Source organism: Aedoeadaptatus coli, assembly GCF_900343085.1.
GTDB classification, from domain to species: Bacteria; Bacillota; Clostridia; order Tissierellales; family Peptoniphilaceae; genus Aedoeadaptatus; species Aedoeadaptatus coli.
Genome location: NZ_OPYI01000002.1, coordinates 85,160 through 110,887 on the forward strand (window position 1 = coordinate 85,160; position 25,728 = coordinate 110,887).

Consider the following 25,728-nt stretch of genomic DNA (forward strand, 5'->3'; position numbering starts at 1 on the left):
AATTCGTTTTTCACTAAATGTTTTTGTTTACGCTACAACTTTTTAATGATTGAGTTTATTTTTTTCGATGGAATCCAACACCCTTTGATTCAGTGCTTCCGCCGCATTGTAGCCCATTTCTTTCTGTTTGAAGTTCCGCGTGGCGATCTCGATAATCATGGATGTGTTGCGGCCGGTACGCATGGGAATTTCGATCTTGGGCACGGATTTTCCCAAGATTTCAATTTTATCGTCTTCCATGCCCAATCGGTTATAATCGGCGAAATCATCCCATTGGGTCAGTTCGATCACCAGTTCCACTTCTTTTTCCTCCATGATGCAACCGATACCAAAGAGGCGTTCCACGTCGATGATGCCGATGCCCCGGATTTCCATAAAGTGGCGGGTGATTTTCGGCGAGGTGCCGATGAGGCGATTGTCCAACATGCGGATGAGGACGGAGTCGTCGGCGATGAGTTTGTGGCCGCTGACGATGAGATCCAGGGCGGTTTCCGACTTGCCGATGCCGCTTTCGCCGGTGATTAATACGCCCACGCCGTAGATGTCGAGGAGAATGCCGTGTTTTCTAATGGAGGGAGCCAGGGCCCGTTGCATATAGGTAATGATTTTGTAAAGGGCGATGCTCGTGGAATCGGCGGTACGCAAGATGGTGCAATTGTTTTCGCGGGCGTAAGTGGGCATTTCCGGGAAGACTTCTTGATTTTTGGTGATGATCAGCACGGTGATCTTGTGTTCGAAGAAGGTCTTCAGTCGCATTTCCCGCACTTTCGGATCCAAGCCTTTTAAATAGCACCACTCGGCGCCGCCGATGACCTGAATGCGGTCGGCGACAAATTTCGTGTAGAAGCCGCAGAGTTGCAGGCCCGGTCGATTGCATTCCGAGGAATACAGGCGAACGGTGCGGGTGTTGTCCGCCAGTTGAATGACTTCGTAGTCGTTGTCCGCGATCAGCTGTTGCACGCTGACGCTTTGTTTTTTATTGCTCATCTTTACCTCCGTGAAAGTGGTCATACAGGGATTGTGCCGCGGCTTTTGTCATGCCATCCACCGACGCGAGGCTTTCCACATCGGCGGCTTTTATTTTCGAAAGGGATTGAAAGGCCTGCATCAGGGCCTGTTTGCGCTTGGGCCCGATGCCGGGGATCACGTCCAGCTCCGACTGAAAGCTCGACTTCGCCCGCAGGCTCCTATGATAGGTAATGGCGAAGCGGTGGGCTTCTTCTTGAATTTGGTAGGTGAGGCGATAGATCGGGGAATTTTTTGCCACGCGAATCTCTTCTTTATTGAAGTAAATGCCCCGGGTCTTGTGAAAATCGTCTTTGACAAGGCCCGCCACGGGAATGTCTAGGTTCAATTCTTCCAAGACGCTTAGGGCCTGGGTCACCTGCCCCTTTCCCCCGTCCATAAAGATGAGATCGGGGAATTTCGCGAAGCCCTTGCTCTCTCCGAGACCGGCCTTTTCTCTCAGGCCCCGCTTAAAGCGGCGGGTGAGCACTTCACGTAAGGACGCGTAATCGTCGGGCCCCACCACGTCTTTTATGCGGAAGCGGCGGTAGTCCGTCTTTTTCGGCAGGCCGTCTTCAAAGACCACCATGGAGCCCACGGATTCCACGCCGGAAATATTGGAGATGTCGTAGGCTTCGATGCGCTGAAGGGCGCCTTCCATGGTCAGGGCCTCCTGCAATGCCTCCAATGTATTCTCCACGGTTTTTTGTTTCGTGCGCATTTGATCGGAGTGCTTGTCCAACATGTCGATGGCGTTTTTTCTCACCATGGTCATGATCTGCTTCTTCTCGCCGATTTTCGGCACGACGACGTGGACATTGGCGCCTTTTTTCTCCGTGAGCATGGCCTCGATTAATTCCCGCTCATCGAAGTATTCGTGAACGTAGAGCTTGCCGGGAATGTAGGCGGTGCCGTGGTAAAACTGGGTGATAAAGGCTTTTAAAAGTTGCCCCGGGCTGTCGCCGTAGGGATTTTCCATAAAGAAATGTTCCCGGCCCATGTTTTTTCCCCGGCGGAAGAAGAAAATCTGGATGCACACGTCCCGCCCTTGGGCCGCGAGGCCGATGACGTCGAATTCGTCGTCTTTTCCCGCCGCCGTGATCCGTTGCTTTTCCGTCAAGGTATAGAGGGCCTGAAGCTTGTCCCGAATGGCCGCCGCCTTTTCAAATTCCAGGGCCCTGCTGGCCGCTTTCATCTCCTCTTCCAGCTCGTCGATAAAAGGCACTTTCTTGCCATCGAGAAAATCCTCGATGCCTGAAATGTAGCCGGCGTAGTCGTCGGCGGAGACGGCACCGATGCATGGACCGGCGCAGCGATGGATGTGGTAGTTTAAACAGGGCCGCACCACGGGATTGGGCTTGGATAAATCCAGTTTGCAATTTCTTAAGGGAAAGCGCTCGTGGAGAATGTCGATGGCGGAATTTACCGCCAAGACGTCGGGAAAGGGACCGTAGTAGCGGGCGCCGTCTTTAAGGATGCGCCGCGTCTTCATGAGCCGCGGAAAGGGCTCGTTGGTTATTTTAATGTAGGGGTACTGCTTGTCGTCGCGAAGCAAAATATTGTACTTGGGCAAGTACTCTTTGATTAAATTGGATTCCAGAATCAAGGATTCCAATTCGCTCGAGACGATAATGTATTCGAAGTCTTCGATGTGGGCGACCATGCTCCGCACTTTCTTGTCTTTTTTTCCGTAGGACCCGAAGTACTGCCGCACCCGTTTTTTTAAATTTTTCGCCTTCCCCACGTAAATAATCTGATCCAGTTTGTTCTTCATTAAGTAGACGCCGGGATCGTCGGGCAAGGTCTTTAATTTTTCTCGTATGGCTACCTGACTCATGACACGCTCCTGGAAACTAGTAAAAAACTGACCCCGTCGGTCAGTTTTAGAGTTGAATATTATTTTTTAAGCTTTCAAAGGTCTTGTCGCCGATGCCCGGCACTTCCTTTAAATCCTCCACGGCGGTAAAGGGATGGGCCGTGCGGTATTCAATAATTTTATCGGCGGTTTTTTCGCCGACGCCGGGCAAGGTCATAAGGTCCTCTTTCGAACCGTTTTGTATGCTCACCGGCCCTTTCGCGGCAGGTGCCGCCTGGGCGGATTGGGCGGGGGCTTGTTCGCCGACTTTCGGAATGTAGAGTTTTTCCTCGTCACTTAATTTTTTCGCCAGATTAATTTGCGAGGTGTCGGCATTTCCCACGATGCCCCCAGCCGCCGTAATGCCGTCTTTTACCCGGGCGCCTTTTTCCAGTTCGTAAAGCCCCGGATTTTTTACGGCGCCGCCAATGTCCACGTAGATGGCGGAGCCGATGCCTTCTTCCTCAGCGGGCGCCGCCTCTTTCTTAAAGTCGTCCCGGGAAACCTCGCCGCTTTCGATGACGAAGGAGGGCTCCTCGGCCCCCTCCGCCTTCAGGCGAAAATGGTAATAGGACACGGTGAGGACCAGCAGGCAGAGGAAAACAAAGGCCAGCACCTTTTCCCGATCGGTGAGCTTCATAAGACCTCCGTGGGCGTTACTTTACGCGCGCAATGGCTTCGGCTTCGATGACCACGTTTTTCGGAAGGGCGGTGACGGCGACGCAACTGCGAGCCGGCTTGTGTTCCGTGAAAAATTCCCCGTACACTTCGTTGATGTCGGCGAATTGGTCCATGTCCAAAATAAAGAGATTCACCTTCATGACGTGGTTGAGGTCGGAACCGGAGGCTTCGAGAAGATTCTTAACATTCGTAAGGCATTGGCGGGTGGCTTCTTTAATCTCAGTCTTAACTTCCCCGGTTTTCGGATCCACGGGAATTTGGCCCGATAAGTACACGACGCCGCCGTCTTCTACGGATTGGGAATAGGGGCCGATGGCCGCCACAGTCTTGTCCGTTTGAATCATTTTCATTGCTCTTCCTCGCTTTCCCGATTGTCTTTGCCCCACAAACGTTCCAAATTGTAGAATTCACGCATATCCCGGTGGAAAATATGCACGATCACGTCGCCGTAATCCAAAATAATCCAGCGGGACTGGCCGTTGCCTTCGTGATGGTAGGTGTGGTAGCCCGCCTCGGCCATTTTGTCTTCCACTTCTTCGGCGATGGCATTTAATTGAGGTGTCGAGCCGCCACTAATAATGACAAAGTAATCGGCGATGGCCGTCATGTCCCGAATATCCAGGGTTTGAATATCCGCGCCGCCTCTGGCATCGGCGCTTTTTTCGATAATATCTAACATGGCTTGAATATTGTCTTTGCTCATAATTACCTCCTCGCTTTATTTGTACCCTATTACTTCTGCTTTACGTTCATCTTGTAGAATAATTGATCCGCGCCGTCGAAATCCACGATGTAGTAGCTCAAACCGCCGATCATGTCCGCCGTGCCGGGGATCGTCGCCGTTTGGAGATTTTCCTCGCCGATGGAGATCATGGTGAGCCCCATGCGGGACACTTTCGACAGAGGCATATTGCTCGTCGTGTTGTCCATGTAGCTCACCAATAGAGACGGCGCGTGGAGAACGCCTTTGGAGCTCTTCACCTTTTGTACGAAGGCGGACATAAAGGCCTGTTGCGCCTTCACACGATCCAGGTCGGCGTTTTTATAGCCCTTTCTGAAGCGCAGAAACTGCATGGCCTGATCGCCGTTTAAATGCTGATGACCTTCTTTCAGGTGAATGGAAAGGGGCGGATCCGCCGAGGGATCTTCGTAATCCATGTCCATGGGCACATAGACGTCGACGCCGTCCACGATGTCTACCACGTCTTTAACGAAGGCGTAGTCCACGACGATGTAATAGGGAATGTTCAAATCAAAGTTTTCATTGACGGTCTTAAGGGCCAAATCGGCCTTGCCGTAGGCGTAGGCGTGATTTAATTTCGTCTTGCCGTGATCCTCGATTTTCACCCGGGAGTCCCGAGGCAGAGAAATCAACGACGCCGACTTCTTCTCCCCGTCCACATCCAAGACCATCATGACGTCGCTTCGGGTATTTTCCGCCTTCTTCGAATTTAAACTGTCCACGCCGATTAAGAGGACCTGGAATTTTTCGTTGCTGTTTTTTAAATCGCTGATCCAGGTCTTCGCCTCGGAATCGTCGCCCATGTTGGTGTAAAAATTCAGGGCGAGGACGCCGACAAAGACGATCAGCAGCGTGAGGAAAAATCCTCGAAAGAAACTCTTCATTTTCTTTTCTCCATGTAATCATTGTAACAGCGGACGGTGTCTAAATGAACAGCGGTGCCTTGCTTGATGAGAAAAAGTAAATTGCCCTGCAAGGACGCGGCCATGGCTTCTTTAAGATCGGCCTCGGCTTTTTTTCGCAGATCCTCGACGCCGTCGAAGTTTCGCATGGGCTCCAGGTAATCGGCCAAAAACACCACCTCTTCCACCGGCGACATGTGGTCCGTGCCCGTGGTGTGGTAGCGAATGGCCCGAAGGATTTCCTCGTCTTCGATGCCGTAGTCGACTCGCGCCGCCTCCGCCGCCACATAGGCGTGGAGCACTTGAGGAAAGGCCTTGAAGCTGTCCAAGTCCTTTACTTTCAGGCGCTCGGCCTCTTTCCACAAACGCGCGTTGTCTTTGTATTTGCAAATGTCGTGAAACAAAGCCGCGGTGCGGGCCTTTTCCACATCCACACCGTGAATTTTCGCGAGCTTTTCCGCCGTTTCCGTGACGCGGAGAATATGCTTGTAGCGTTTTTCGCCGATGGCATCGACGATTTGATCAAATGCAGGCTCTTTCAATAGATGTAAAACCTCTTTTTCCTAATGTAGGCCATGACATTGTCGGGAATGAAATACTTTACCGACTTGCCTTGGCGTATGCGATTTCTCAACGTTGTGGAGGATATCTCCAAGAGGGGCGTGTCGATTAACACCACATCGGCATTATAGGTCGTCTTCAGGTAGCGAATCTCTTCGCGAATGGCCTCTTTTGTAATGGCCCCGTCCCCCGGGCGCACGGCCACGGCGAATTGCGTCAGCCCCGCCAGGTCGCCGAAGCGCTTCCAGGTCTTTAAATCCTGTAAAATATCGGATCCCAAAAAGAAGTAGAATTCCGCATCCGGATAAATTGCCTTCAGTGCCAAGAGGGTGTCCACGGAATAGGTGGTGGTTGTCTTTGTCACTTCCAGATCCGACGTTTCGAAATAGTAATTCCCCGCCACGGCCAGTTCCACCATTTTCATGCGCTCCTTGGCGGTAACGGAGTAATCCCGCTTGTGGGGGGCGTTGCCCGTAGGGATAAACAAGACCTTGTTTAAGCCCAAGTGGGCCCGCATGTACTCGCTCATCATCAAGTGGCCCATGTGGATGGGATTAAAGGAGCCGCCCATGATCCCGATTTTCATACTTACTCCAGAACGATCACGGGGTCTTCTTTGGCGGGGCGGTAAAGGGTGAGCTTGCTGCCGATGCCCTGAACGAATTCCGCATTTAAGGCCTCGGTGAGGGTTGCCGCCGCTTCATTTAAATCCACCGCCGTGTTTTGCAAGAGGGCGATTTTCACCAACTCGTGGTCTTCCAGCAATTGATCGATCTGCTCGATCACCCCCGGCGTAATGCCGTTTTTACCGATTTGCATCAGCGGCTTCATGCCGTGTGAAAGGCGCTTCAGCTGCGCCCGTTGTTTTCCTGTAATCATAAACTCCCTACTCGAAAAATTCAAATTCATAATCCGCAATAAAAACGGATTGGCCTTCTTCTATGCCCAGCTCACGAAGCTTGTCGATGACGCCGTTTTTCCTGAGGTTTTCTTGGAAATACCGCAGGGAATCCCGGTCGTCGAAGAAGGTGGAGCCCAAAAGACGCTCGATGTACGGCCCGTCCACGATGTAGCGTCCGTTTTCTTTTCTCACCGAAATGCCCGGTTCCCGCTCTTCTTCTTCCACATAGTATTCCTCGTCCAAACTGTCGTATTCGATATCCGTGTTTTGAAGCACCTCATAGACTTTAAAGAGCATGGGCTGAATGTCTTTGGTGGTGGCGGCGGATCCGGAAAATACGGTGTAGCCGCGCCCTTCCAATTCCTCCCTGAGCGCAGGTTCTCTCTCCTGTGCCTCGGGCAGGTCCATTTTATTGATAAAGACGATTTGCGCCTTGTCCTTTAAGGCGATGTTGTAGCCTTCAAGCTCCCGATTAATGGCCTCGAAATCCTCCAGAGGATCCCGGTAGTAGTCGCCGCTTCCGTCCAAGACGTGAATCAAAACGCCGCTGCGCTCCACGTGGCGCAAAAAGTCGTGGCCTAAGCCCACGCCTTCTGAGGCCCCTTCGATGAGTCCCGGAATGTCCGCACACACAAAGCTCTTCCCCGGGCCCAAATAGACCACGCCTAAATTCGGCGAAAGCGTCGTAAATTCGTAATTGGCGATTTTCGGCTTCGCGCTTGAAATCACGGAGAGCAAGGTGGATTTGCCCACATTGGGAAAGCCCACCAGGCCCACGTCGGCGAGGAGCTTCAGTTCCAAGACGATGGTTCGCTCCTGGCCTTTAAAGCCCATTTGCGCAAAGGTCGGGGCCTGACGGGTGCTGGTCGTGTAGCGGGCGTTGCCCTTGCCGCCGCCGCCCCCTTGGGCGATGACGAAGCGTTGGCCCGCTTCTTTCATGTCGACGATGATTTTATTCGTCTTCTCGTCCCGCACCAAGGTGCCCACGGGAACGTTTAAAATAATGTCTTCGGCATCGGCGCCGAATTGTTTTTTGCTGCGGCCGTTTTGTCCGTTTTCCGCCTTGTACACGCGCTTGTAGCGAAAATCCATGAGCGTCCGCATATTTTCGTCGGCAACGAGGACGACGCTTCCGCCGCGCCCGCCGTCGCCGCCGGCCGGTCCCCCGGCGGGAACGTATTTTTCTCTGCGCCAAGCCACGGCGCCGTCGCCGCCATTGCCGGCTTTTACCGTAATGGTACATAAATCGACAAACATCTCACACCCCCAGTATGATTGGTATTATATCACAGTCCGTTTTATGAAAAGATCTCCCATGTCTAAACTCTGTATAAGAAAAAATAAACCGCAGATTTCTCTGCGGTTTCTCTTATGCTAATTCTTCTACGGGAAGAACGTTAACTACTTTTTTCTTTTTTCCACGACTTTCAAAGGAAACGCGTCCGTCGGCGGTGGCAAACAATGTGTCGTCGCTGCCGATTCCTACGTTTAACCCGGGATGAATCTTCGTGCCTCTTTGGCGTACGAGAATGTTGCCGGCTAATACGTGTTGACCGTCGCCTCTCTTCACGCCGAGACGTTTCGATTCGGAGTCGCGACCGTTTTTAGAACTACCCATTCCCTTTTTCGAAGAGAAGAGTTCAAGTGTAAACAGAATCATCTAAACCTCCTGAGTCTCTATTTTAATGTAATTTTCGTATGCACTTTCGATGGCGTTTAAGCCTACGACCATGGAACGAAACAAGAGCTCCGTTTCACGGGACACGATGTCTTCCGGCAGGCGGATGCTGACATAAGCTTCCGACTGTTCGAAGGCCATGGTGTCTTCGTCGATAGAAAGCAAATCTTCCATGGATAAAACACAGGTCAAGGTGAGGGCACTGACGCCGTGACAGACGATTTCGCCTACCTCGTCTCCCTCTCCCGCGTGATTGTTCGCCGAAAATCCGAGGATTTTTCCGCGGCGGACAAATAGAGTGACCGTTGTCATTACGCCAAGGATCCGATTTCTACCAGTGTATACGGTTGACGATGGCCACGCTTAATGCGTTCGTTTTTCTTCGCTTTGAATTTATAAACAATAACCTTTTTATCTTTGGCTTGTTTTAAAACTTTCGCTTCGACTTTGGCATCGGCGACGTAGGGCTTGCCTACATTCACACTGCCGTCTTTGGCGACGAGAAGAACCTTGTCAAAAGTGACGGCATCTCCTTCGTTGGCATCGAGCTTTTCAACTTTCACCAAGTCGCCTTCGCGAACGGTGTATTGCTTTCCGCCGGTTTCAATGACTGCGTACATTGTAGCACCTCCTCTTTACAAGACTCGCCCCGATAGGTGCTATGCTTTTTACCTATAAGGTGCGGTTACATCAAAGTATATTACCACATATGGTAGTGAATTACAATTCTTTATTCCGTTTTAATTTATTTTTTACAGCTTCTCTGTGTCTTTCTTCCGCCGCCTGAAGCTGTTGCTCAAAGGGCAGTTCTTTTCGCTCCCGGGCGATTTCGAAAAGGCCCATGGCGCTGAAGCCGTAGACCGTGGTAATCATGGCATCTTCCGACAGAGCTTCTTTCATAAATGCCGTGAGATCCGCCATTTGCTCCTCGCTCATGCCGTGGACGAAATCCACCACGATCATGCCGCTCAGATTTCTGAGATGAATTTGCTTGGCGATCTCTTTTGCCGCTTCCCTGTTCACTTTCATGCGCATGGCGTCGAAGGAGCCCTTCTTTTTCACCGCCGCCATGTTCACGTCCGCCACATAGGCGCCTTCCGTGGCGTCCATGACCACATTGCCGCCGGAGGGAAGGGGCAGGGTCTTTTGAAAAATGGAATTCCACTGGCTGCGCCACTTGGCCGTGGAGCGAATGCTGAAGGAGGGATCCACGACGCAGTTTAAGTAATTCGGCAAGCGGTCAATGAGCTTTTTGTCGTTGACCACCATGGGCAGATCGCGGTGGCGATTGAGCACGTCCATGCCCCGGTCCTGCGTTAAAAGGAGTTGGCTCTTCGGAAGAAAGTTGACGGAGCCCTCGATTTTTTCCATCAATCGCCGCAAATGTTCGTATTCACTGGCCATGTGGGCCGACTGACAGGATGCGGCTTCCGTGCGAATGATCATGCCTGCCGAGGCATTCAGGCCATGGGCCCAATCCGTGAGGCGCTTTCTTATCTCCCCGTCGTCGATGCGCTTGGAGATGCGGATCCCCGAAGACTTCGGCAAGAGGACGATGTTTTCGCCGCGAAGGCTGTAGTCCATGGAAAGCACCGCCCGCTTTTGATCCAGTGGGGATTTTTTTACTTCCACGATAATGGAGTCGCCGCCTTTAATTTTATCGCGGTAAGCTTTGGGATAGACGTTTTTCATGGGCAGGTACCCGTTTTCATCTTCCCCGAAATCCACAAAGGCACAGTCCATGGCGGGCAGCACGTTTTTCACGTAGCCTCGATAGATATTTCCCACCTGAGAGGGATTGGACAGAAGATGAATCGCCCGAATTTCGCCTTCTGAAATAAGGCCCATGATCTTCGGTTCTTCCCCGTCGGCAAACAAGTAGCTGTTAGAGCCGTACTTCATGATCGTCACCGTCCCAACTTTTGATCCGACGAATTTGAATGTAGTCGATGTCCACGCCGCGCGGCTCGAAAAGACCCATTAAAAAGCGGTCGGGCCGCAAATTGCCGTTGGCCCCTGCACGCAAGACGGCGTAAAGGGAGGTGCCCCCCGCTTCTTCTTTCCAGTCCAGGGAAAAGATGCCGTCTTTTATATCTTCTTCCACGACGATGCGCTTCTTGCCTTTTTTCTTCCGCCGACGAACGAGAATTTCGTCTTGCTCCATGGCATCATTCGCCATTTTTTTCAGCTCATCCGCCCTTTCGTATTGGGCCGCGGGAAAGAAGAAGCGGTATTGGGTCTTGGCGATGCGCTCAAACACCGATTTCGGATCGAAATCCAACCTGGCTTCGATGATCTCCATGCCCTCGGGCAAGGCTTCATTGAGCATGGCTTTTATCTTTTCGGGATCGGCGCCGTCTTCCACTTCCATGTCCATGACCTCGAATTCGCTCTCCATGCCCACGCTCAAGGGCTGGGCGATGGAAAGCTTTTGATGGGGATTAAAGCCTTCGGACCAAAGAATGGGCACGCCCGCCCGTTGAATGGCCCGGTTAAAGAGGCGGATCGTATCCAAATGGGAAATGAATTTAATCATGCCCGTCTTTTTAAATGCCATGCGCAGCTGCATGAAATTCACCCCACATTTCGCAATTCTCGATGCCGCAACCGTTGCATTTTTTACGGCAATCCGGCGTGGTCAGCGCCGCCTTGGATTTTTCGTACTCTTTCCATAAATAGGCCTTCTTCACGCCGATGTCGATAAAGTCCCAGGGAAGGATTTCGTCCTTCTCCCGCAGGCGATTGGCGTAAAAGTCGCCGTCGATGCCCGCCTCCTCCATGGATTTGACCCACACGTCGTAGCGGAAAAATTCACTCCAGCCGTCGAAGATCTGGCCGTTTTCGTAGGCCCGCAAAATGAGTTTGCCGACGCGCCGGTCGCCCCGGGCCAGGATCCCTTCCATCCGGGAGAGATAGGGCTCGTGGTATTGAAATTTCACTTTCGGATCCCGCACCGCCCCTTTTACGGCGTGGATCTTTTCGAAAAATTCGTCGATGGTATCCTGTCTCTCCCACTGAAAGGGCGTAAAGCCCTTGGGTACGAAGCAGGAAGCGGAGGCGGTGACGCGGAAATTCCCCTGAATTTCTTCTTTCGGTCGATTAAAGAAAGCGTCCTTCACCTTGTAGGCCAAGTGGGCGATGCCCAAGACGTCTTCCATGGTCTCGCCGGGCAGGCCGATCATAAAGTAGAGCTTGATTCGGCTCCAGCCCTCTTTAAAGACGGCGTTCACCACCCGCATCAAGTCCTCTTCCGTGACGTTTTTGTTGATCACATCCCGCATGCGCTGGCTTCCCGCTTCCGGGGCGAAGGTAAGCCCGCTTTTGCGCACTTTTTCGATTTCTCTCAGCACGTCCACGATAAAGCTGTCCAGGCGCAGAGAGGGCAGGCTGATCCCCACGTTTTTTTCCTCATAGGTGCGACTCAGCTCCCGCACCAGGGGCATGAGGCGGGTGTAGTCGCAGGAGGAGAGGGACGTGAGGGAGATCTCGTCGTAGCCCGTGTTTTTCAAAATGGATTCTGCCATGTCCGTCAAGGTGTCCACGCTTCGCTCGCGAATGGGGCGATACATCATCCCCGCCTGGCAGAAGCGACAGCCCTGAGTGCAGCCGCGGAACAATTCGATGACCGCCCGGTCGTGAACCGTCTCCAAAAAGGGCACGATCTGCCGATCCAGTTGGAAGGTGGCGTTCATGTCGTGAAGGCGCACCCGCTTAATGACGGGCTTCGCTTCCGCCACTTTCGGCTCGTGGCTTTTGATCGTGCCGTCTTCGTTGTAGGTCACTTCGTAAAGGGAAGGGACGTAGACCCCTTCCATGGTGGCCAGGGAGCGAAGAATCTCCTTCCTGGAAAGGCCCGCGGCTCTTCCTTCTTTGACCTTGTCCATGACCTGAATGTTTAAATGCTCCCCTTCGCCGATTAAAAAGCAGTCCATAAAATCCGCCAAGGGCTCCGGCGTCGTGGCGCAGGGCCCGCCGGCCATGACGAAGGGCTCATCTTCCCCGCGCTCGGAGGCGAGGAGGGTAATCTGCCCGAGATCCAACATATAGAGAATATTGGTGTAGCTCATTTCGTACTGCAGGGTAAAGCCCACCACGTCGAATTCCGAAAGGGGCCTCTTCGTCTCCAGGCTGTAAAGAGGAATGGCTTCGTTTTTCATGGCCTCCGCCATGTCCGGCCAGGGAGCGAAGGCGCGCTCGCAGGCGTAGTCCGTCTCGTTCATGGCGAAATACAGAATCTGCATGCCCAAATGGCTCATGCCCACTTCGTACACGTCGGGAAAGCAGAAGCAAAAGCGAAGGGCCGCCTCTTCTTTCACCACACTATTTAATTCGCCGCCGATGTAGCGGGCGGGCTTCTCCACTTTTTTTAAACATTTTTCCAGTCGTTGCGCGTCTATCATGGAAACCTCTTTCTAAAAATCGTCTCTAGCAGCCTTTAAGGAAGGACCAGAAGGACTTCTTCTCCCCTTTCTCGTCGCTTTCGCCTTTCAGGGAAAAGGAAGGCTTTTGAACTTCGTTAAAATAAAGGGCGTCGTCGAGATGCAGGTTTTCGATATTTTCCAGTGCTTCTCTGTCTCCCGGTTTTAAGCGGTTTAATACCGGTACCACCTTGGCGGGGCATTTGTTCCTTCTCAAGATAAATTGAATGCGGTCCAGATTACGAACCGAGCCCGGCCGATTGACTGCGACACAGTAGATCACATCGGCGACCTTGGCCCAATTCAGAAGATCTTTCTCTCTGTAGCGGGACAGATCCACGAAGACATCGTCGTCGCCGAAATTTTGTACGGCCTTGAAAAAATCCTCGTCGTCGATTTCTTCCAGGTCGTGAAAAATATTCCCCTGAATTAAATCGTAGCCGTCCCCTTGAATCACCACGTCGCGAAGGGGCTTTCCCCGAAGAAAATCCATGTAGTCTTCGATGGCGTCGGTTGCCTCGTCTAAAAACAAATCCTGCACGCGGGTGCGGTTCGAGGCCTCGATCAAAAGGCCCTTCGCCTCTTTGGCGAAATCCCGAGCCATGGTGCTCGTGCCGCAACCGCCTACCGTTGAAATTATCACAGCGATCATACTTACTCCGTTTCCAATCCCGTTTCCGTCGGGAGGGTTTCATCTTTGATTTCTTTGTAGAAGCCGAAATACTGGGCCAATACTTGTTGCATAATGGGTCCGCAGTTGGCGCCGTTGCCCCCTTGGAACAAGACGACGGTGACGGCGATCTCGGGATCCTCCGCCGGGGCGTAGCCCACTTGCCATGCGAAGGCGTCGTAGCTTTCCTTGGTGTAGGGATTCACCCCGGCCCGCTCGGCGCTCCCCGTCTTCATGGCCACTTCCACGGGAAACTTTTCAAACAAATTGGCGTTGAGACCCGACAGAGCCACGAGCTTCATGCCCTCGCGCAAATCCTTGTAATACTTCGGCTTTAAGCCCACAGATTTCACCGCGTCCTTTTTGTGGTTTTTCCCCGTGAGCAAGGTGAGAGGGTAAAGGTCGCCGCCGTTGGCCAGAGCCATGGCGTAGCGCGCCATTTCGACCGGCGTGTAGGCGTTGGATCCCTGGCCGATGACCACATTCATGGTGTCCGCCATGGTCCATTTGGATTGGTCGATGTAGGTGTATTTTAAGAGATCGGCCAAGGACACCCGCTGGCCCTTGCCCTTCTTCTCGCCGTCCACATGCAAATCCTTTAAGAAGGTGTAGACCTCGTCGCGGGTCATGGGCGTTTCGTCGTCCAGGGAATTGACGATGGCATCCACCGCTTTGTCCCGTTCCTTGTCGGAATGAATCTCCGCCATGTAGACGGAGCGATTTTCGTTTAAGTGGCGACGCAAAAGGGCCTTCAATGTTTTTTTCTTCGATTCGGGATCGGGTATGGTGCCTTTGCTTTCTCGCGGTATGGCGATTTCCAGGCCCGTACGATCCCCTAAGCCGTAGCGCTTGGCCATGGCGGCGATTTCCTCGGGCTTCACCTGAATGCCCAGATCCACATTTCGTCGCTGATCTTTTCCCAGGCCCAAGGAGTAGAAGTAATAGTTACAGGAATCCCTTAAGGCGTAGGCCAGGGTCTCGTTGCCGTGCACTTGCCGGCTTTGATTCCAGAGCCAACAGCCAAAGGTCCTGCCGCCGATTTCCACGTAGCCGCCGTCGGGAATTTCCATGGCGGGATCCAAGCCCTTTTCCAGAGCCACGGAGCCCGTTACCATTTTAAAAATACTCCCCGGCTGAATCGCCGATTGCATGGCGATATTATACAAAGGCCGCGGGGCCAGTTGATTGTCCTCTTCCTTGGGCTTTAGGCTTTCCCAGGCCGAGGGATTGATCCCCTTGGCGAAGAGATTCGGGTCGTAGGATGGGTAATTGGCCAGGGCCAATACTTCCCCGGTGTGCACGTCGGTGACCACCACGGCGCCGGATTGGGCGTTTTTAAAGGCTGTGCCCTTTTCCCGACTGGTGAGGTATTGGAAAGTGCCCCAGGGGGACACATAGGGCGTGGCGGTGCGAATTTGTTGGAGCGTCGAGGCCAAGCTTTCCTCCGCCTTTTTTTGCAGCTCGATGTCGATGCTCAGGCGCACGTCGCCACCCGGTTCGGGCTTCACTTCGCGGATCACGCCGGTGGTGTTACCCGAAGAATCCACGGAGACGGTCTTTCTGCCGTCGGTGCCCTTGAGTCTGTCTTCGAAGACCTGCTCCATGCCGGTCTTTCCGATGAGGTCGTTGCGATTGTAGCCGCTCTTTTTAATGTACTTCTCGATTTCCTTGTCTTGGGCGATGTTTCCGATGTAGCCCAACACGTGAGCGCCTAAATTCCCCTCGGGATAATAGCGAATGGGCTCCACGGAAATGTGGATTCCCGAGCGATTGGATAATTTCTCTTCGATTTTCGCCACGGTCTCGTCTTGAATTTCATAGGCGTAATTAATGGGCATGTAGGCGTAGCTGCCCTGGCTGCCGATGGCGTCGTAGACATTTAAAATGCCGAAAACTTCGTAGGGGCTCAAGCTTTTGTCGATGTCGAAGCGGTCGCGCCGCGCCTCGAAGATTTCTTTCGACGAGGCGGCGCCCTTAAGCCCCGCCCCCTTCGCCAAGTCGATGGCGTTGTTTAACTGGGTGTAGGCGGGCTCCTCCCCGCTGACGGAAATGCCCGTGGCCATGCTCTCGTCGATTAAGTAGCCTTGCACGGCCTCCGCCATGCCGTCGAGGGCGGCGAAGTCTTTCCTGTACTTCTTGGCGGTAATGAGCTTCACCAATTGTTCGTTGGCTAAATTGCCCTTTTTATCCACCACCACGGTCTTGTCGTTTTGTTTCGTTACCTCCAGATCCGCGCCTTTCCGGACAGCGAAATCCACACAGTCCTTTAAGACCTTCTCGTCGGAGAGGATGAATTTTTCCGGATCCCGCTCCTTTAACACGGCGATTAAATCCTCCGCCGCGGTCGACGACCAGGTGACGTCTTTGGACACATCCATGAGGCGCACTTTCGCCTGAATGTAGCCGTCGTAGTATTCGTTGCCGTAGCTTCTTAATCCCACCGTGGGCACGTCGGCTTTCACGATGTCATAGGCCAGCTGTCGCCCGATGGGATGGGCCAGAATCTCTTCCACATACATGGGGTGATCCAGCAAAAATGCGATTAAATCTTCCTCGGCGCCCGTGGCCTGAGGCAGGCCGTAGCGTTCCTTAAAGCGGGCGGCCTTTTGCGGATCGGTGTAATCCACTCGACCGCCGACGCGGGCCATGCCCCCTTCTTGAAACACCCGTTGACGAAGGAGCTGATTCATCACGGAATAGCCGTAGTGGCCCCGATAGGGCTTTTTCAGGCGGCCGCCGAGAAAAGCCGCGAGCTTATCCTTGTCCATAAGGGCGTCTAAAACCGCGGAGGCGGGCTTTTCGCCGCTTTTATAATCGTTTAAATCCCTGTATACGAAGCTGTTTAAAAGGATGGGATTGGCCTTCATGTAGCCGGCGCCGTCTTCTTCCAAATAGCGGCTCAGGAGCAAATAGGCGTCGTTTTTCTCCTCCCGAGAAAAGCGGTCCAGCTCATCTTTTCGAATTTGCACGGCGAAAACAGGCCGGTTTCCCGCCAAAACCACGCCGTTTCGGTCGCGGATCTTGCCCCGCTGCGCCGTAATGGCGATGTCTTTTACCCGCCGCTCGTCGGCGAGCTTGCGGTACTTGTGGCCCTGAATCAAGGTAATATGAAAGAGTTGCAGCAAAAGGAAGATAAAGAGAACGGCCATGATCGATGTGAAGATCTTGAAGCGATCCCATTTCTTCGCTTTTTCCCAAAAATTATGCATCGCTATCCCTTTCGAGGACTCTGTAATCCGTAATATCTTTTAAGAAGTAATGGCTCATGACGGCGGCGTAAATGCCCGTGGACAGGGGGACGGCGAAAAATTCGGAGGAACCCGCCATGCTCACGTCCCAACCGAAGATCACGAGGAGAATAAAAAAGACCAATTCCGCCACGGCCGCCGTGATGCCTACGGCCACCCCCGTCGCCACAGACGAGGGATGGGGAATGAGGCGCATCCACAAAAATGCCGCGGCAAAAAACAGGCCGTGCAAGAGCACATAGGGCCCGATGGCCGCCGCAATGGCCGCATCCATGACGAGGGCCGACAAAAGAGCAAAGGCCAGCGCCTGATTTTTACCGAGGCGGAAGAAAATAAAAATCGCCGCCGCCGGCAAGTAGCCGCGAAGAATCGGCGGCAAACTTTGGAACAAAGGCGACATGTAAATAAAGGGCGTGAGAAATAAAAGCGCGTAGCTTACTCGTTTCATTTCCCACCTGCCAGTACGAACACCCGGTAGATGTTGTGGAAATTGATTCCGCTGTCCACCTTAATGTTTTTCACCATTTTGTCTTCGTCGGTGCTCACTTCGCTCACGGTGCCGATGTACATATCCGGCGCGTAGCCGTCGCCGATCCCCGTGGTAAAGAGGGTGTCCCCCACCACGATGTCCGCGTAAAGATCGAAGGCATAGCCTTCCAACCGTCGGTTCACCCCGCGGAGCACTCCGCCGTCGGAGGTTCGGATGCTTCTAAAGCTAATGGCATTTTCCTCGTCGATAATGCTACGCACCTGGGCGGAATAGGGCGTCACCTTTGTGACGTAGCCGATGACCCCTTCCGCCGAGGCGTCGTCGCCCTTGGTCATGGCGGCGATGACCGTGTCGCCGGCGGAAATCCCCGCCTTGGATCCCTTGTTAATGGTAAAGCGGTGGAAATACATGCCCGAGGACTTAGCCGTCACCCGCGCGTCCACGGCGCCCAGCTTTCTGTTATTTCGAATGGCATAGGCGTTGGACAAAAAAGTGGAGCGATTGACGATGTCTTCCAGATTCTTGTTTTCTCTTTTCAGCTCCGTCAGCTCTTTTTTCATGCGCTTGTTCTCGGCGCTTAGGGAAGTGACGTGAATAAGGCTGTTCGCCCCTTCTCCCACGTAATTCAGGCCCGTGCCCAAAGTGTCCGTGACGGGGCTTACGGCGGTGGCCACGGTAAATTCCACGGCCCGCAGAGCATCGGCGCCGAAGGAGGTGAAGCCGAAAAACAAAAACAAAAGGACGAGTGCCCCGCGCTTTATCCAATTTTTCTTTAATTCTTTTAAAGGCTTCATGGCCTACAACACTCCATCTTCTAAAAAACTGTAAAAACTGTGATCGCCGACGATAATGTGGTCCACCACGGGAATGCCTAAAAGCTCTCCCGCCCGCTTTAATCGCTCGGTGAGGCTCCTGTCTTCCGAAGAGGGCCGTGGATTTCCCGCCGGATGATTATGTACCAAGGCGATGGAATGGCATTTCTTGCCGATGGCCCCTTGAAAGACGTCTCGCGGGTGCACAACGGTGCAGTCCAAGGTGCCTCTGGAAATGCACTCCACAAATTGCAGCTCCTTCTTCACATTGAGGCCAATGACGCGAAATTCTTCGTGCTGAAGGCCCATTAAATCCGGCATGACGAAATCCGCGATGGCTTTCGGCGTGTTTAAGGGCACGGAACGGCCCATGGGCCGACGCATCCTGCGCGCCATTTCCACCATGCCCACGAGGCGGGCGGCCTTGCTCTTGCCTACGCCTTTTATGGAGAGAAAATCGTCGTAAGTGCCGGTGAAGAGAGAGCTCAGGCCCTCACGCGACGGGGATTTTCGCTCCAAACTGTCGATAATATCCTGCGCCACGTCGATGGCGGTTCTGCCCGTGGTGCCGGTGCGCAGAAAAAGCGCCAACAATTCGCTGTCGGAGAGGGCCTCGGCGCCGTAGGTCATGAGCTTTTCTTCCGGCAAAGTGGCGTGGTCGTAATCCAAAAGCTTTTTCTTTTCCCCGTTATCGCTCACGGTCCGCTCCTTTCATTCCCTTCAATTGCGCTTCGATGGACGCCACGTGCATGCCGATCACCGTATCCATGGCCCCTTCCACCGTAATTTCAAATTCGTCGATTTCCTGCACGCCATAGGCCCCGGCCTTGTCCATGTAGGTGTTTTTATCCAAATAGGCTTTTATTTGCGCCTCGGTGAAATCTTCAAAGTGCACGAAAGACTGATCGTAGTCCACGTACTTCTCTTCGCCTAAAACGGCATAGGCGCTGATCACCCGGTGTGTTCGCCCCTTCATGGATAGGAGCATTTCCTCGGCCTCGGCGCGATCCTTCGGCTTTCCCAAGATCTTATCATCTAATACCACCACCGTATCCACGGCGACGATCACATCCTCCGGCCGCTTTTCTTTCACGCTCATAGCCTTTTGCAGGGCCAGCTGCATGGTGTAGATTTCCGCAGGCGACAGGCGCAAATGCCTTTCGTCGTAGCTCGGTTTTTCAATTTCAAAAGTAAATCCCCCATCTTCCAGCAACTTTTTTCTGCGGGGAGACGAGGACGCCAAGACAAGACTCATAAACGCACTCCGATCTTTTCTAAGTGGCGGCTCGCATAGCTTGCCGCGAGGCCGACGAAATAGCCCGTAAACAGTCCTAATAAAAGCAACAAGGGCAAGTAGGCCAACAGGCCCATGTTGTGGACCATGACGATGGCCGTGGAAATCTGGCCGATGTTGTGAAAGAAGGATCCGATAAAACTGATGCCGATTAAGGACGCGCTCTTAATGGTTTTTAAAGAAACGATCATGGCCAAGGAAGAGAGAAGGGCGCCGGTGCCGCTGTAAAAAAAGCTTGTCACATTGCCGGTGACGAGCATCAATAGCACGCTCTTTAAGATGGCCACGACGAAGCCCTCTTTCGGCCCGAAAACCACGATGGTGGTTAAGATCACCACATTGGAAAGGCCCAGTCGCGCGCCGGGAAGGGGTACGGGCAGGGGAACCATGGTTTCGATAAAACCGATGGCCACGGCCATGGCGACCATTAATCCTAAAAATACTTGTTTGCGAATATCCATGCTTACCTCAACAATAGATCCATGGTGGGCGTCTCGTCGCTTTTTATTTCCGCGATGATCCGGTGGGGAAGGCATACGATCATTTCTCCCTGCCGCTTAATGGGCGCCATATTCAGGCAAATGCCGTCGGGACAATCGGATTCCGTCATCCTTGCCCCTTTTTCGTCAATGATCAATTTATTCGTGCCGCCGTGGGCGTGGAAGGTGTAGGTCTTTCCCCTGTGGGCGTCGTCCATGGGAATCTTTTTCACTTCTTTGCCGTCGATTTGCACGCTCACATAGGCGTGGGCCGGTTCTTTTTTCGGAATCAGTTGCGTCGCCCCGAGGCCCAAGGCGACGACGAGGATGACGAAGGCTATGATCACATCGGTTTTATTCATGGCTCCCCCTTTTTCAACAGTTAATTATATCATAGAAAGGCGGCCGAAAAAGAAGCGCGGTGGGGAAAAAGCAAAAGCCTCGGATTCCTGTTCCCGAGGCTTTCATATTAACATTTCTCTATGGAAAATAATTTGCGATTAAATCGATTCTTACGTCGGGTGAACTCACCTCTCGCCCGATGCCTTGATCGTATTCTGTTTGCCCTATGCTTCTCTAATCAATATTGCGCGGCCAATTCCTTCAATCCGATTTCGTCTAATGTTTACGACGAATGCTTTCGATCCCATAAAAATAGTGCCGACGAAATTCGCCGACACTATTGTCTTAAGAGCTTATTGCACTTTGCTGTTGTCGTCTGCGGCGACGACTTTTTCTTTTTCAGCAGGCTTTGCTGCGGCTTTCTTTTCTTCCGCTGCTTGAAGCTTCTTTTGTTTTTCTTTTTCTTTCATCTTTTCGACGCGTTCGGGATATTCTACGAAGATCGCGCCGGTGGGGCACTTGGATGCGCAGATACCGCAGTTGATGCACTTCGAGTAGTCGATGCTTGCCAAATTGTCTTCGACGTGGATGGCGTCTTTCGGACAATTCTTTTCGCAGAGACCACAGGCGATACATCCGATGGAGCAGTTGGTGCGTACAACCTTGCCCGGATCGTGGGTCGAGCATTTAACTTCGGTTTGTTGTTTGTAGGGCATGAGACCGATGATGTTTTTCGGGCAAATGTCGATACATTTCTTACAAGCAACACATTTTTCCTTGTCGACGGAAGCGATGCCGTTGTTGACGTGGATGGCGTCGAATTCACAGACGCTCACGCAGGTGCCGCCGCCTAAGCAGCCGGAAGCACAGCCCTTGGATCCGCGCGCATAGTCGCCGATCAAGCGGCAGTCAACCAAGCCGTTGTATTCGTATTTGTTTTTGGACTTGTCGCAGTCCCCTTGGCAGCGAACGACGGCAACTTGTTTTTCAACATCGCCGGCCGCTTGACCCATAATTTCAGCGACTTTTTCAGCAACTTCTTGTCCGCCGATGGCGCATCCGTTGACCGGCGCGTCGCCGGCTACGATGGCATTGGCCATCCCGGCACAGCCGGGGAAACCACAGGCCCCGCAGTTTGCGCCGGGCAGTGCGTCTAATACATTAACTACGCGGGGATCCATGTCCACGGCAAAGACCTTGTCGGCAAATGCCAACAGGACGCCGAGGAAAAGTCCCAGCAGACCTAAAATAATGATCGCATAAATTACGTTTTGTGCATTCACGTAAATCGCCCCCTATACTAATCCTTGGAATCCCATAAAGGCGATGGCCATTAAGCCGGCACTGATCAGCGCAATCGGGACACCTTGTAACGGTTTCGGAATCGGCATGATTTCCATGCGTTCACGAAGGGCACTTAATAAGAGCAGTGCAAGGGTGAAACCGATGGATGCACCTAAACCGTTAATGATGGTTTCAAAGAGATTGAATTCACTTTGAATGTTCAATACGGTAACACCCAGTACCATACAGTTGGTGGTAATCAAGGGTAAGAACACGCCCATGGCCGAGTACAAAGCGGGAGATGATTTTTTAATAAACATTTCGACAAATTGTACTAAGGACGCGATAACGAGAATAAACACGATGGTTTGTAAGTATTCCAAGCCGAAGACGTCTAAGACGAAGCGTTGGAGTAACCAGGTGACGGCCGATGCGATGACGACGACGAAGGTAACGGCGACGCCCATGCCCGTAGCCGTTTCCGTTTTGGAGGAAACGCCCAAGAAGGGGCAGGTACCGAGGAACTTCGCGAAAATATAGTTGTTAACTAAAATGGTCGATATAAGAATCGTAATAATCGTTGACATAGTCTACCTCCCTACGCTCTTTTAGCCATGATGCCGCGATAGAGGGCAATCCACAGACCTAAGAGAATAAATGCACCGGCGGGGGAAGTGAAGATTCCGATCCCGGGATAGGATTCAGGGAAGATTTGCATATCCAACAGCGTGCCGTGGCCGAAGAGTTCTCTTACGACGGCCATGGCCAACATTGCCATAGTGTAGCCGATACCTGTCCCTAATCCGTCGACGATGGACGGAATTACTTTGTTTTGATAAGCAAAACCTTCCGCTTCACCTAAGATACAGCAGTTAACGACGATCAAGGGCAAGAAGATACCCAATGCATTGTAGATCGCAGGGCTGTATGCGTGCAGAACCATTTCAACTAAGGTTACGAAGGCTGCAATGACGACGATAAACGCGGGAATCCGAACGTTGTTCGGGATGACGTTTCTTAAGATACTGACGACGGCGTTGGAACAGATCAGTACGAAGGTAACTGCAATCCCCATGGCGATGGCCGAGGAGACGGCTGTACTGATGGCCAATACCGAACACAGACCGATCATTTGCATAAAGATCGGATTGTTTTTGAAAATACTGTTCGAAAAAACTTTTCCTAAACTCATGACTACCCCCTACTTTGCGCTGATTTCTTCGTAAGCGGGAAGAATGGAATTAATTCCCTTGAGTACGGCGGTAGATGAAATAGTGGCTCCGCTGATCATCGGAATTTCATCTTCGGCTTGCGGATCCTTGTTCCCTTTTACTTCGCCGTTTTTAAAGGACTTGCCTGTAAATTTTTCGAAGTAGGGGGATTCGGTAATTTGCGTACCGATACCGGGCGTTTCGGCATTTTGAATGTTTCTGAAACCGGCGATGGTTCCGTCGTTCAAAAGACCGATGGCGTTGGTCATGGCACCGCCATAACCGTTGGCCGTATGGTTAATGCCGTAGCCGACGATTTCGTCGCCTTTTTTCGCTACGAATACGTCTTGAATGTCTTTGTATTTTTCAACGAGGGCTGTTTTCTTCGCTTCGTCCAAGGGTTCGAATTTATCGGCCTTGTCGCCGTAAATTTCTTGGTACGCTTGTACGGATTTTTCGAATTCAGCTTTTGCGATAACTTCAGAGGTAAAGCTGTTTACTACAGCCAAAAGTCCTGCCGCAACTGCGGAAATAACCAAGAGGACAAGACCCGTCTTTAAATAATTCTTCATTTACTTCGCCTCCCCATAAGCTTCCGTTTTTGTCAAACGTTCGATCAAGGGGCTTGCTACGTTCATAAGAAGGATGGAGTAGGATACACCTTCGGCCATGTTGCCCTTCATACGAATGACGGCCGTTAAGATACCACAGCCGATGGCGAAAATGATTTTGCCCTTATCCCCTTGGGGTGTGGAACTGTAGTCCGTCGCCATAAAGAATGCACCGAGGAACAAGCCGCCGCCGAGAAGTTCGTAGGGAAGTAATTCCGTGCCGACGCCGAAGATCAAGAGGAACACGGCCGTCGTTGCGATGTAGATCACGGGGATCTTCCAGTCGATGACTTTGCGGACCAATAAGTAGCAGGCACCGATTAACAAGAGAAGGGCGGATGTTTCACCGATTACCCCGCCGATGTTACCGAGGAACATATCCTTTAACGGAGGGAGGGCATCCAGTTGTTGACCGGCCTTGATGATGGTAAGGGGCGTTGCTGCCGATGCTGCATCGGCGGTTTCGGCCACTTTGGCCATGGCAGGTGCCGTGTAGGTTGCCATTAATGCGGGCCAGGACAACATTGCCATGGCACGACCGGCCAATGCCGGGTTGACGAAGTTGCCGCCGATGCCGCCAAAGGCTTCTTTGACGATGACGATGGCAAAGATCGAAGAAATTGCGGGAACGTACCAAGGTACGCCTGCAGGCATGTTCATGGCGAGCAGAACGCCGGTAACGATGGCGGACAAGTCGCCGATTTGAGATTCTTTCTTTGTGATCTTTTGGAACAGGAATTCACTGCCCACACAGAAGATCACGCTGATCAGATAAATTATAAGTGCTTGCATTCCGAAGAAGTACACACTGCCCACGACGGCCGGTGCCAAGGCGATGAGCACGTCGCGCATGATCTTGGTGACCGTGTCGTTGGAACGAATATGGGGCGCTAATTGTACGAAGCGTCCGTCTCCTTGTAAACTAGGAGATTTGGTTTTTACATTGTTTTCCATGACTACCTCCTATTATTTACGAGCATTGGCGCGCACTTCGCGTTTGGCGAGTTTTGTCGATTCGCTTAAATAGCGCTTTGCGGGACATACAAACGAGCAAATGCCGCATTCCATGCATTGATCCGCATGGTATTCCTGACATTTGTCAATTCGATTTCTCAAAATTGATGCGTTAATACGCGTCGGGTTAATATTGGCCGGGCAGTGATCCACGCAGCGTCCGCATTGAATGCAGGGACCTTGTTCCATATCATCGATTTCAACATCGGTGAAGGCCAAAATACCGGAGGACGTCTTGGTGATGGGCGAATTAAAGTCGAAGATGGACTTCCCTGTCATGGGGCCGCCGCAGATAAATTCGACGACATTATCTTTCACGCCGCAGTAATCCAGAATATCTTGTACCGGCGTACCGACGCGAACCAGGAGGTTCTTCGGATGTTCGATGCCGGAACCGGATACGGTAAGAATCCGTTCGATGGAGGGCATGCCCTTGGCGATTAAGTCGTAATAGGCTTTCGACGTTTGAACATTGGTCAGGAAAACGCCGACGTCGTTGGTTACGCCATTTTGCGGAACGATACGGCCGCAGATGGCTTCCGATTGACGCTTGGAGTCCCCTTGCGGGTACTTGGTCTGCATCGTGGCAACCTTTAAGGTCGGGTATTCGGTTTTAACCATTTCGTTGGCCTTTTCAATGGCGTCCGGTTTGTTTTGTTCGATTGCTAAGTACGCTTCATCGGTTTGATAAAGGTCTTGGAACAGTTTTAACGATGCGAATAATTCATCGGCTTGTTCCAACATGAGACGGTGGTCACAAGTCAAAAACGGTTCACATTCAGCGCCGTTCAAAATAACGATGTCCAGTACCGGATCATCACTCTTCAGTTTTGCGTGAAGCGGGAAGCCGGCGCCACCCATACCGACGATCCCTGCGTTTTTAACCAAGGATACAATTTCGTCGATACTCATGTCTTTGTAATTTTCTACCGGTTTGACGGAAGGATCCAAATCGTCCTTGCCGTCGTTTTCGATGACGACCATATCTGTGTACATACCGTTAGCGGCATAGCCTTTTTCAATGGCTATAACTTCGCCCGATACACTGCTATGTACGGCCGCGGAAATAAACGCGTCGGAATTACCGACAATTTGCCCTCTCAGCACGTGATCGCCTACGGCAACCGTAGGTTTACACGGAGCACCGATGTGTTGGCTCATAGGAATTCGAACCAACTTCGGTGAAGGCAGAACTTCAATAGCGACTCCTTCTGTCAGCTCTTTGTGTTCATCAAAGTGAACGCCGCCCACAGAAAAAGTGAGATTCGTCTTTGCCATTCTTTCACCCCTTGCATTCTAAGAAATGAATCGCCGGGCAAGCGTTTTGCCTGCAACTACAACGAGTGACCGTTTTGGTTTCCCGTCGTTCGGCTCTTCAGCTTTCATCTTTCCCTATCTTATCAAAATCGTTATAAAAAATCTAGTATTTGTCTAAAACGAACGTATAAAATACGGCTCGCAATCCCTGTAACGGGGCAATACCGAGGATCGCCGAATTTTTCATACAAAATAAATTTTTTTAGAAGGGAA

General features: G+C 52.1%; 30 protein-coding genes. All 30 read right to left on the bottom strand.

Features of this window, described 5'->3' with window-relative positions:
- Nucleotides 1-42 precede the first annotated feature (42 nt).
- Nucleotides 43-987: an HPr(Ser) kinase/phosphatase gene (hprK, locus tag DG046_RS01560; RefSeq protein WP_108830844.1), complete on the bottom strand. Its 945-nt coding sequence runs from the start codon at nt 985-987 to the stop codon at nt 43-45.
- Nucleotides 977-2,842 carry an excinuclease ABC subunit UvrC gene (gene uvrC / locus DG046_RS01565; RefSeq protein WP_108830845.1) on the bottom strand — a complete coding sequence of 622 codons (1,866 nt, stop codon included), beginning with the start codon at nt 2,840-2,842 and terminating at the stop codon, nt 977-979. The genes hprK and uvrC overlap by 11 nt, the downstream gene beginning before the upstream one ends.
- Before the next feature lie 46 nt (nt 2,843-2,888).
- A complete protein-coding gene (locus tag DG046_RS01570) occupies nt 2,889-3,500 on the bottom strand; it encodes a ComEA family DNA-binding protein (protein WP_108830846.1) in 612 nt (203 codons plus the stop codon).
- A gap of 16 nt (nt 3,501-3,516) precedes the next feature.
- Nucleotides 3,517-3,891 (bottom strand): RidA family protein, encoded by a 375-nt coding sequence (locus DG046_RS01575; RefSeq protein WP_108830847.1) that lies wholly within the window; start codon nt 3,889-3,891, stop codon nt 3,517-3,519.
- Entirely contained in the window at nt 3,888-4,244 is a 357-nt protein-coding gene (gene rsfS, locus DG046_RS01580) for a ribosome silencing factor (protein WP_108830848.1), read from the bottom strand. Before rsfS ends, DG046_RS01575 begins: the two co-directional genes overlap by 4 nt.
- A 29-nt stretch (nt 4,245-4,273) precedes the next feature.
- The gene (locus DG046_RS01585) at nt 4,274-5,167 is read right to left on the bottom strand and encodes an LCP family protein (RefSeq protein WP_108830849.1); all 894 of its coding nucleotides are present in this window, start codon (nt 5,165-5,167) and stop codon (nt 4,274-4,276) included.
- The gene (gene yqeK, locus DG046_RS01590; RefSeq protein WP_108830850.1) at nt 5,164-5,727 is read right to left on the bottom strand and encodes a bis(5'-nucleosyl)-tetraphosphatase (symmetrical) YqeK; all 564 of its coding nucleotides are present in this window, start codon (nt 5,725-5,727) and stop codon (nt 5,164-5,166) included. Before yqeK ends, DG046_RS01585 begins: the two co-directional genes overlap by 4 nt.
- Nucleotides 5,724-6,332 carry a nicotinate-nucleotide adenylyltransferase gene (gene nadD, locus DG046_RS01595; RefSeq protein ID WP_108830851.1) on the bottom strand — a complete coding sequence of 203 codons (609 nt, stop codon included), beginning with the start codon at nt 6,330-6,332 and terminating at the stop codon, nt 5,724-5,726. Before nadD ends, yqeK begins: the two co-directional genes overlap by 4 nt.
- 2 nt (nt 6,333-6,334) lie before the next feature.
- On the bottom strand, nt 6,335-6,625 hold the full coding sequence (gene yhbY / locus DG046_RS01600) for a ribosome assembly RNA-binding protein YhbY (RefSeq protein WP_108830852.1): 291 nt from the start codon (nt 6,623-6,625) through the stop codon (nt 6,335-6,337).
- 7 nt (nt 6,626-6,632) lie between these two features.
- The gene (gene obgE / locus DG046_RS01605; RefSeq protein WP_108830853.1) at nt 6,633-7,904 is read right to left on the bottom strand and encodes a GTPase ObgE; all 1,272 of its coding nucleotides are present in this window, start codon (nt 7,902-7,904) and stop codon (nt 6,633-6,635) included.
- A 112-nt stretch (nt 7,905-8,016) separates the two neighbouring features.
- Nucleotides 8,017-8,307, bottom strand: a complete 291-nt coding sequence (gene rpmA, locus DG046_RS01610) for a 50S ribosomal protein L27 (RefSeq protein WP_108830854.1) — start codon at nt 8,305-8,307, stop codon at nt 8,017-8,019.
- Complete coding sequence (locus tag DG046_RS01615) at nt 8,308-8,637, bottom strand: ribosomal-processing cysteine protease Prp (RefSeq protein ID WP_108830855.1); 330 nt, start codon at nt 8,635-8,637, stop codon at nt 8,308-8,310. It lies immediately after the preceding gene.
- Nucleotides 8,637-8,945 carry a 50S ribosomal protein L21 gene (rplU, locus tag DG046_RS01620; RefSeq protein WP_108830856.1) on the bottom strand — a complete coding sequence of 103 codons (309 nt, stop codon included), beginning with the start codon at nt 8,943-8,945 and terminating at the stop codon, nt 8,637-8,639. Before rplU ends, DG046_RS01615 begins: the two co-directional genes overlap by 1 nt.
- Nucleotides 8,946-9,045: 100 nt before the next feature.
- Entirely contained in the window at nt 9,046-10,227 is a 1,182-nt protein-coding gene (locus DG046_RS01625) for a ribonuclease E/G (RefSeq protein WP_108830857.1), read from the bottom strand.
- Nucleotides 10,211-10,894 carry a TIGR03936 family radical SAM-associated protein gene (locus DG046_RS01630; RefSeq protein WP_108830858.1) on the bottom strand — a complete coding sequence of 228 codons (684 nt, stop codon included), beginning with the start codon at nt 10,892-10,894 and terminating at the stop codon, nt 10,211-10,213. The genes DG046_RS01625 and DG046_RS01630 overlap by 17 nt, the downstream gene beginning before the upstream one ends.
- Nucleotides 10,872-12,725: a TIGR03960 family B12-binding radical SAM protein gene (locus DG046_RS01635; RefSeq protein WP_108830859.1), complete on the bottom strand. Its 1,854-nt coding sequence runs from the start codon at nt 12,723-12,725 to the stop codon at nt 10,872-10,874. Before DG046_RS01635 ends, DG046_RS01630 begins: the two co-directional genes overlap by 23 nt.
- A 25-nt stretch (nt 12,726-12,750) precedes the next feature.
- Nucleotides 12,751-13,395, bottom strand: a complete 645-nt coding sequence (locus tag DG046_RS01640) for a CpaE/TadZ family protein (RefSeq protein WP_108830860.1) — start codon at nt 13,393-13,395, stop codon at nt 12,751-12,753.
- A gap of 2 nt (nt 13,396-13,397) precedes the next feature.
- Nucleotides 13,398-16,622 (bottom strand): penicillin-binding transpeptidase domain-containing protein, encoded by a 3,225-nt coding sequence (locus tag DG046_RS01645; protein WP_108830861.1) that lies wholly within the window; start codon nt 16,620-16,622, stop codon nt 13,398-13,400.
- The gene (locus tag DG046_RS01650; RefSeq protein ID WP_108830862.1) at nt 16,615-17,109 is read right to left on the bottom strand and encodes a hypothetical protein; all 495 of its coding nucleotides are present in this window, start codon (nt 17,107-17,109) and stop codon (nt 16,615-16,617) included. The genes DG046_RS01645 and DG046_RS01650 overlap by 8 nt, the downstream gene beginning before the upstream one ends.
- Nucleotides 17,106-17,945: a rod shape-determining protein MreC gene (mreC, locus tag DG046_RS01655; RefSeq protein WP_108830863.1), complete on the bottom strand. Its 840-nt coding sequence runs from the start codon at nt 17,943-17,945 to the stop codon at nt 17,106-17,108. Before mreC ends, DG046_RS01650 begins: the two co-directional genes overlap by 4 nt.
- A gap of 3 nt (nt 17,946-17,948) precedes the next feature.
- On the bottom strand, nt 17,949-18,662 hold the full coding sequence (gene radC / locus DG046_RS01660; protein ID WP_108830864.1) for a RadC family protein: 714 nt from the start codon (nt 18,660-18,662) through the stop codon (nt 17,949-17,951).
- Nucleotides 18,652-19,218, bottom strand: a complete 567-nt coding sequence (locus DG046_RS01665) for a Maf family protein (RefSeq protein WP_108830865.1) — start codon at nt 19,216-19,218, stop codon at nt 18,652-18,654. Before DG046_RS01665 ends, radC begins: the two co-directional genes overlap by 11 nt.
- Complete coding sequence (locus DG046_RS01670; RefSeq protein ID WP_108830866.1) at nt 19,215-19,718, bottom strand: Gx transporter family protein; 504 nt, start codon at nt 19,716-19,718, stop codon at nt 19,215-19,217. Before DG046_RS01670 ends, DG046_RS01665 begins: the two co-directional genes overlap by 4 nt.
- 2 nt (nt 19,719-19,720) lie before the next feature.
- A complete protein-coding gene (locus DG046_RS01675) occupies nt 19,721-20,098 on the bottom strand; it encodes a NusG domain II-containing protein (RefSeq protein WP_108830867.1) in 378 nt (125 codons plus the stop codon).
- Nucleotides 20,099-20,431: 333 nt separating this feature from the next.
- The gene (rnfB, locus tag DG046_RS01680; RefSeq protein ID WP_108830868.1) at nt 20,432-21,361 is read right to left on the bottom strand and encodes an RnfABCDGE type electron transport complex subunit B; all 930 of its coding nucleotides are present in this window, start codon (nt 21,359-21,361) and stop codon (nt 20,432-20,434) included.
- A 12-nt stretch (nt 21,362-21,373) separates the two neighbouring features.
- Nucleotides 21,374-21,949: an electron transport complex subunit RsxA gene (rsxA, locus tag DG046_RS01685; RefSeq protein ID WP_108830869.1), complete on the bottom strand. Its 576-nt coding sequence runs from the start codon at nt 21,947-21,949 to the stop codon at nt 21,374-21,376.
- 11 nt (nt 21,950-21,960) lie between these two features.
- Nucleotides 21,961-22,554 (bottom strand): electron transport complex subunit RsxE, encoded by a 594-nt coding sequence (gene rsxE / locus DG046_RS01690; protein WP_108830870.1) that lies wholly within the window; start codon nt 22,552-22,554, stop codon nt 21,961-21,963.
- A 9-nt stretch (nt 22,555-22,563) separates the two neighbouring features.
- Entirely contained in the window at nt 22,564-23,145 is a 582-nt protein-coding gene (locus DG046_RS01695) for an RnfABCDGE type electron transport complex subunit G (protein WP_108830871.1), read from the bottom strand.
- Nucleotides 23,146-24,138 (bottom strand): RnfABCDGE type electron transport complex subunit D, encoded by a 993-nt coding sequence (locus DG046_RS01700; protein ID WP_108830872.1) that lies wholly within the window; start codon nt 24,136-24,138, stop codon nt 23,146-23,148.
- Nucleotides 24,139-24,150: 12 nt separating this feature from the next.
- Entirely contained in the window at nt 24,151-25,476 is a 1,326-nt protein-coding gene (gene rsxC / locus DG046_RS01705) for an electron transport complex subunit RsxC (RefSeq protein ID WP_108830873.1), read from the bottom strand.
- Between the last annotated feature and the right edge of the window lie 252 nt (nt 25,477-25,728).

Bases quoted from the DNA above. Each gene is read 5' to 3' on its own strand.
- hprK (WP_108830844.1), bottom strand. From the start codon at position 987: ATGAGCAATAAAAAACAAAGCGTCAGCGTGCAACAGCTGATCGCGGAC.
- uvrC (WP_108830845.1), bottom strand. From the start codon at position 2,842: ATGAGTCAGGTAGCCATACGAGAAAAATTAAAGACCTTGCCCGACGAT.
- DG046_RS01570 (WP_108830846.1), bottom strand. From the start codon at position 3,500: ATGAAGCTCACCGATCGGGAAAAGGTGCTGGCCTTTGTTTTCCTCTGC.
- DG046_RS01575 (WP_108830847.1), bottom strand. From the start codon at position 3,891: ATGAAAATGATTCAAACGGACAAGACTGTGGCGGCCATCGGCCCCTAT.
- rsfS (WP_108830848.1), bottom strand. From the start codon at position 4,244: ATGAGCAAAGACAATATTCAAGCCATGTTAGATATTATCGAAAAAAGC.
- DG046_RS01585 (WP_108830849.1), bottom strand. From the start codon at position 5,167: ATGAAGAGTTTCTTTCGAGGATTTTTCCTCACGCTGCTGATCGTCTTT.
- nadD (WP_108830851.1), bottom strand. From the start codon at position 6,332: ATGAAAATCGGGATCATGGGCGGCTCCTTTAATCCCATCCACATGGGC.
- yhbY (WP_108830852.1), bottom strand. From the start codon at position 6,625: ATGATTACAGGAAAACAACGGGCGCAGCTGAAGCGCCTTTCACACGGC.
- obgE (WP_108830853.1), bottom strand. From the start codon at position 7,904: ATGTTTGTCGATTTATGTACCATTACGGTAAAAGCCGGCAATGGCGGC.
- rpmA (WP_108830854.1), bottom strand. From the start codon at position 8,307: ATGATTCTGTTTACACTTGAACTCTTCTCTTCGAAAAAGGGAATGGGT.
- DG046_RS01615 (WP_108830855.1), bottom strand. From the start codon at position 8,637: ATGACAACGGTCACTCTATTTGTCCGCCGCGGAAAAATCCTCGGATTT.
- rplU (WP_108830856.1), bottom strand. From the start codon at position 8,945: ATGTACGCAGTCATTGAAACCGGCGGAAAGCAATACACCGTTCGCGAA.
- DG046_RS01625 (WP_108830857.1), bottom strand. From the start codon at position 10,227: ATGAAGTACGGCTCTAACAGCTACTTGTTTGCCGACGGGGAAGAACCG.
- DG046_RS01630 (WP_108830858.1), bottom strand. From the start codon at position 10,894: ATGCAGCTGCGCATGGCATTTAAAAAGACGGGCATGATTAAATTCATT.
- DG046_RS01635 (WP_108830859.1), bottom strand. From the start codon at position 12,725: ATGATAGACGCGCAACGACTGGAAAAATGTTTAAAAAAAGTGGAGAAG.
- DG046_RS01640 (WP_108830860.1), bottom strand. From the start codon at position 13,395: ATGATCGCTGTGATAATTTCAACGGTAGGCGGTTGCGGCACGAGCACC.
- DG046_RS01645 (WP_108830861.1), bottom strand. From the start codon at position 16,622: ATGCATAATTTTTGGGAAAAAGCGAAGAAATGGGATCGCTTCAAGATC.
- DG046_RS01650 (WP_108830862.1), bottom strand. From the start codon at position 17,109: ATGAAACGAGTAAGCTACGCGCTTTTATTTCTCACGCCCTTTATTTAC.
- mreC (WP_108830863.1), bottom strand. From the start codon at position 17,945: ATGAAGCCTTTAAAAGAATTAAAGAAAAATTGGATAAAGCGCGGGGCA.
- DG046_RS01665 (WP_108830865.1), bottom strand. From the start codon at position 19,218: ATGAGTCTTGTCTTGGCGTCCTCGTCTCCCCGCAGAAAAAAGTTGCTG.
- DG046_RS01670 (WP_108830866.1), bottom strand. From the start codon at position 19,718: ATGGATATTCGCAAACAAGTATTTTTAGGATTAATGGTCGCCATGGCC.
- DG046_RS01675 (WP_108830867.1), bottom strand. From the start codon at position 20,098: ATGAATAAAACCGATGTGATCATAGCCTTCGTCATCCTCGTCGTCGCC.
- rsxA (WP_108830869.1), bottom strand. From the start codon at position 21,949: ATGTCAACGATTATTACGATTCTTATATCGACCATTTTAGTTAACAAC.
- rsxE (WP_108830870.1), bottom strand. From the start codon at position 22,554: ATGAGTTTAGGAAAAGTTTTTTCGAACAGTATTTTCAAAAACAATCCG.
- DG046_RS01695 (WP_108830871.1), bottom strand. From the start codon at position 23,145: ATGAAGAATTATTTAAAGACGGGTCTTGTCCTCTTGGTTATTTCCGCA.
- DG046_RS01700 (WP_108830872.1), bottom strand. From the start codon at position 24,138: ATGGAAAACAATGTAAAAACCAAATCTCCTAGTTTACAAGGAGACGGA.
- rsxC (WP_108830873.1), bottom strand. From the start codon at position 25,476: ATGGCAAAGACGAATCTCACTTTTTCTGTGGGCGGCGTTCACTTTGAT.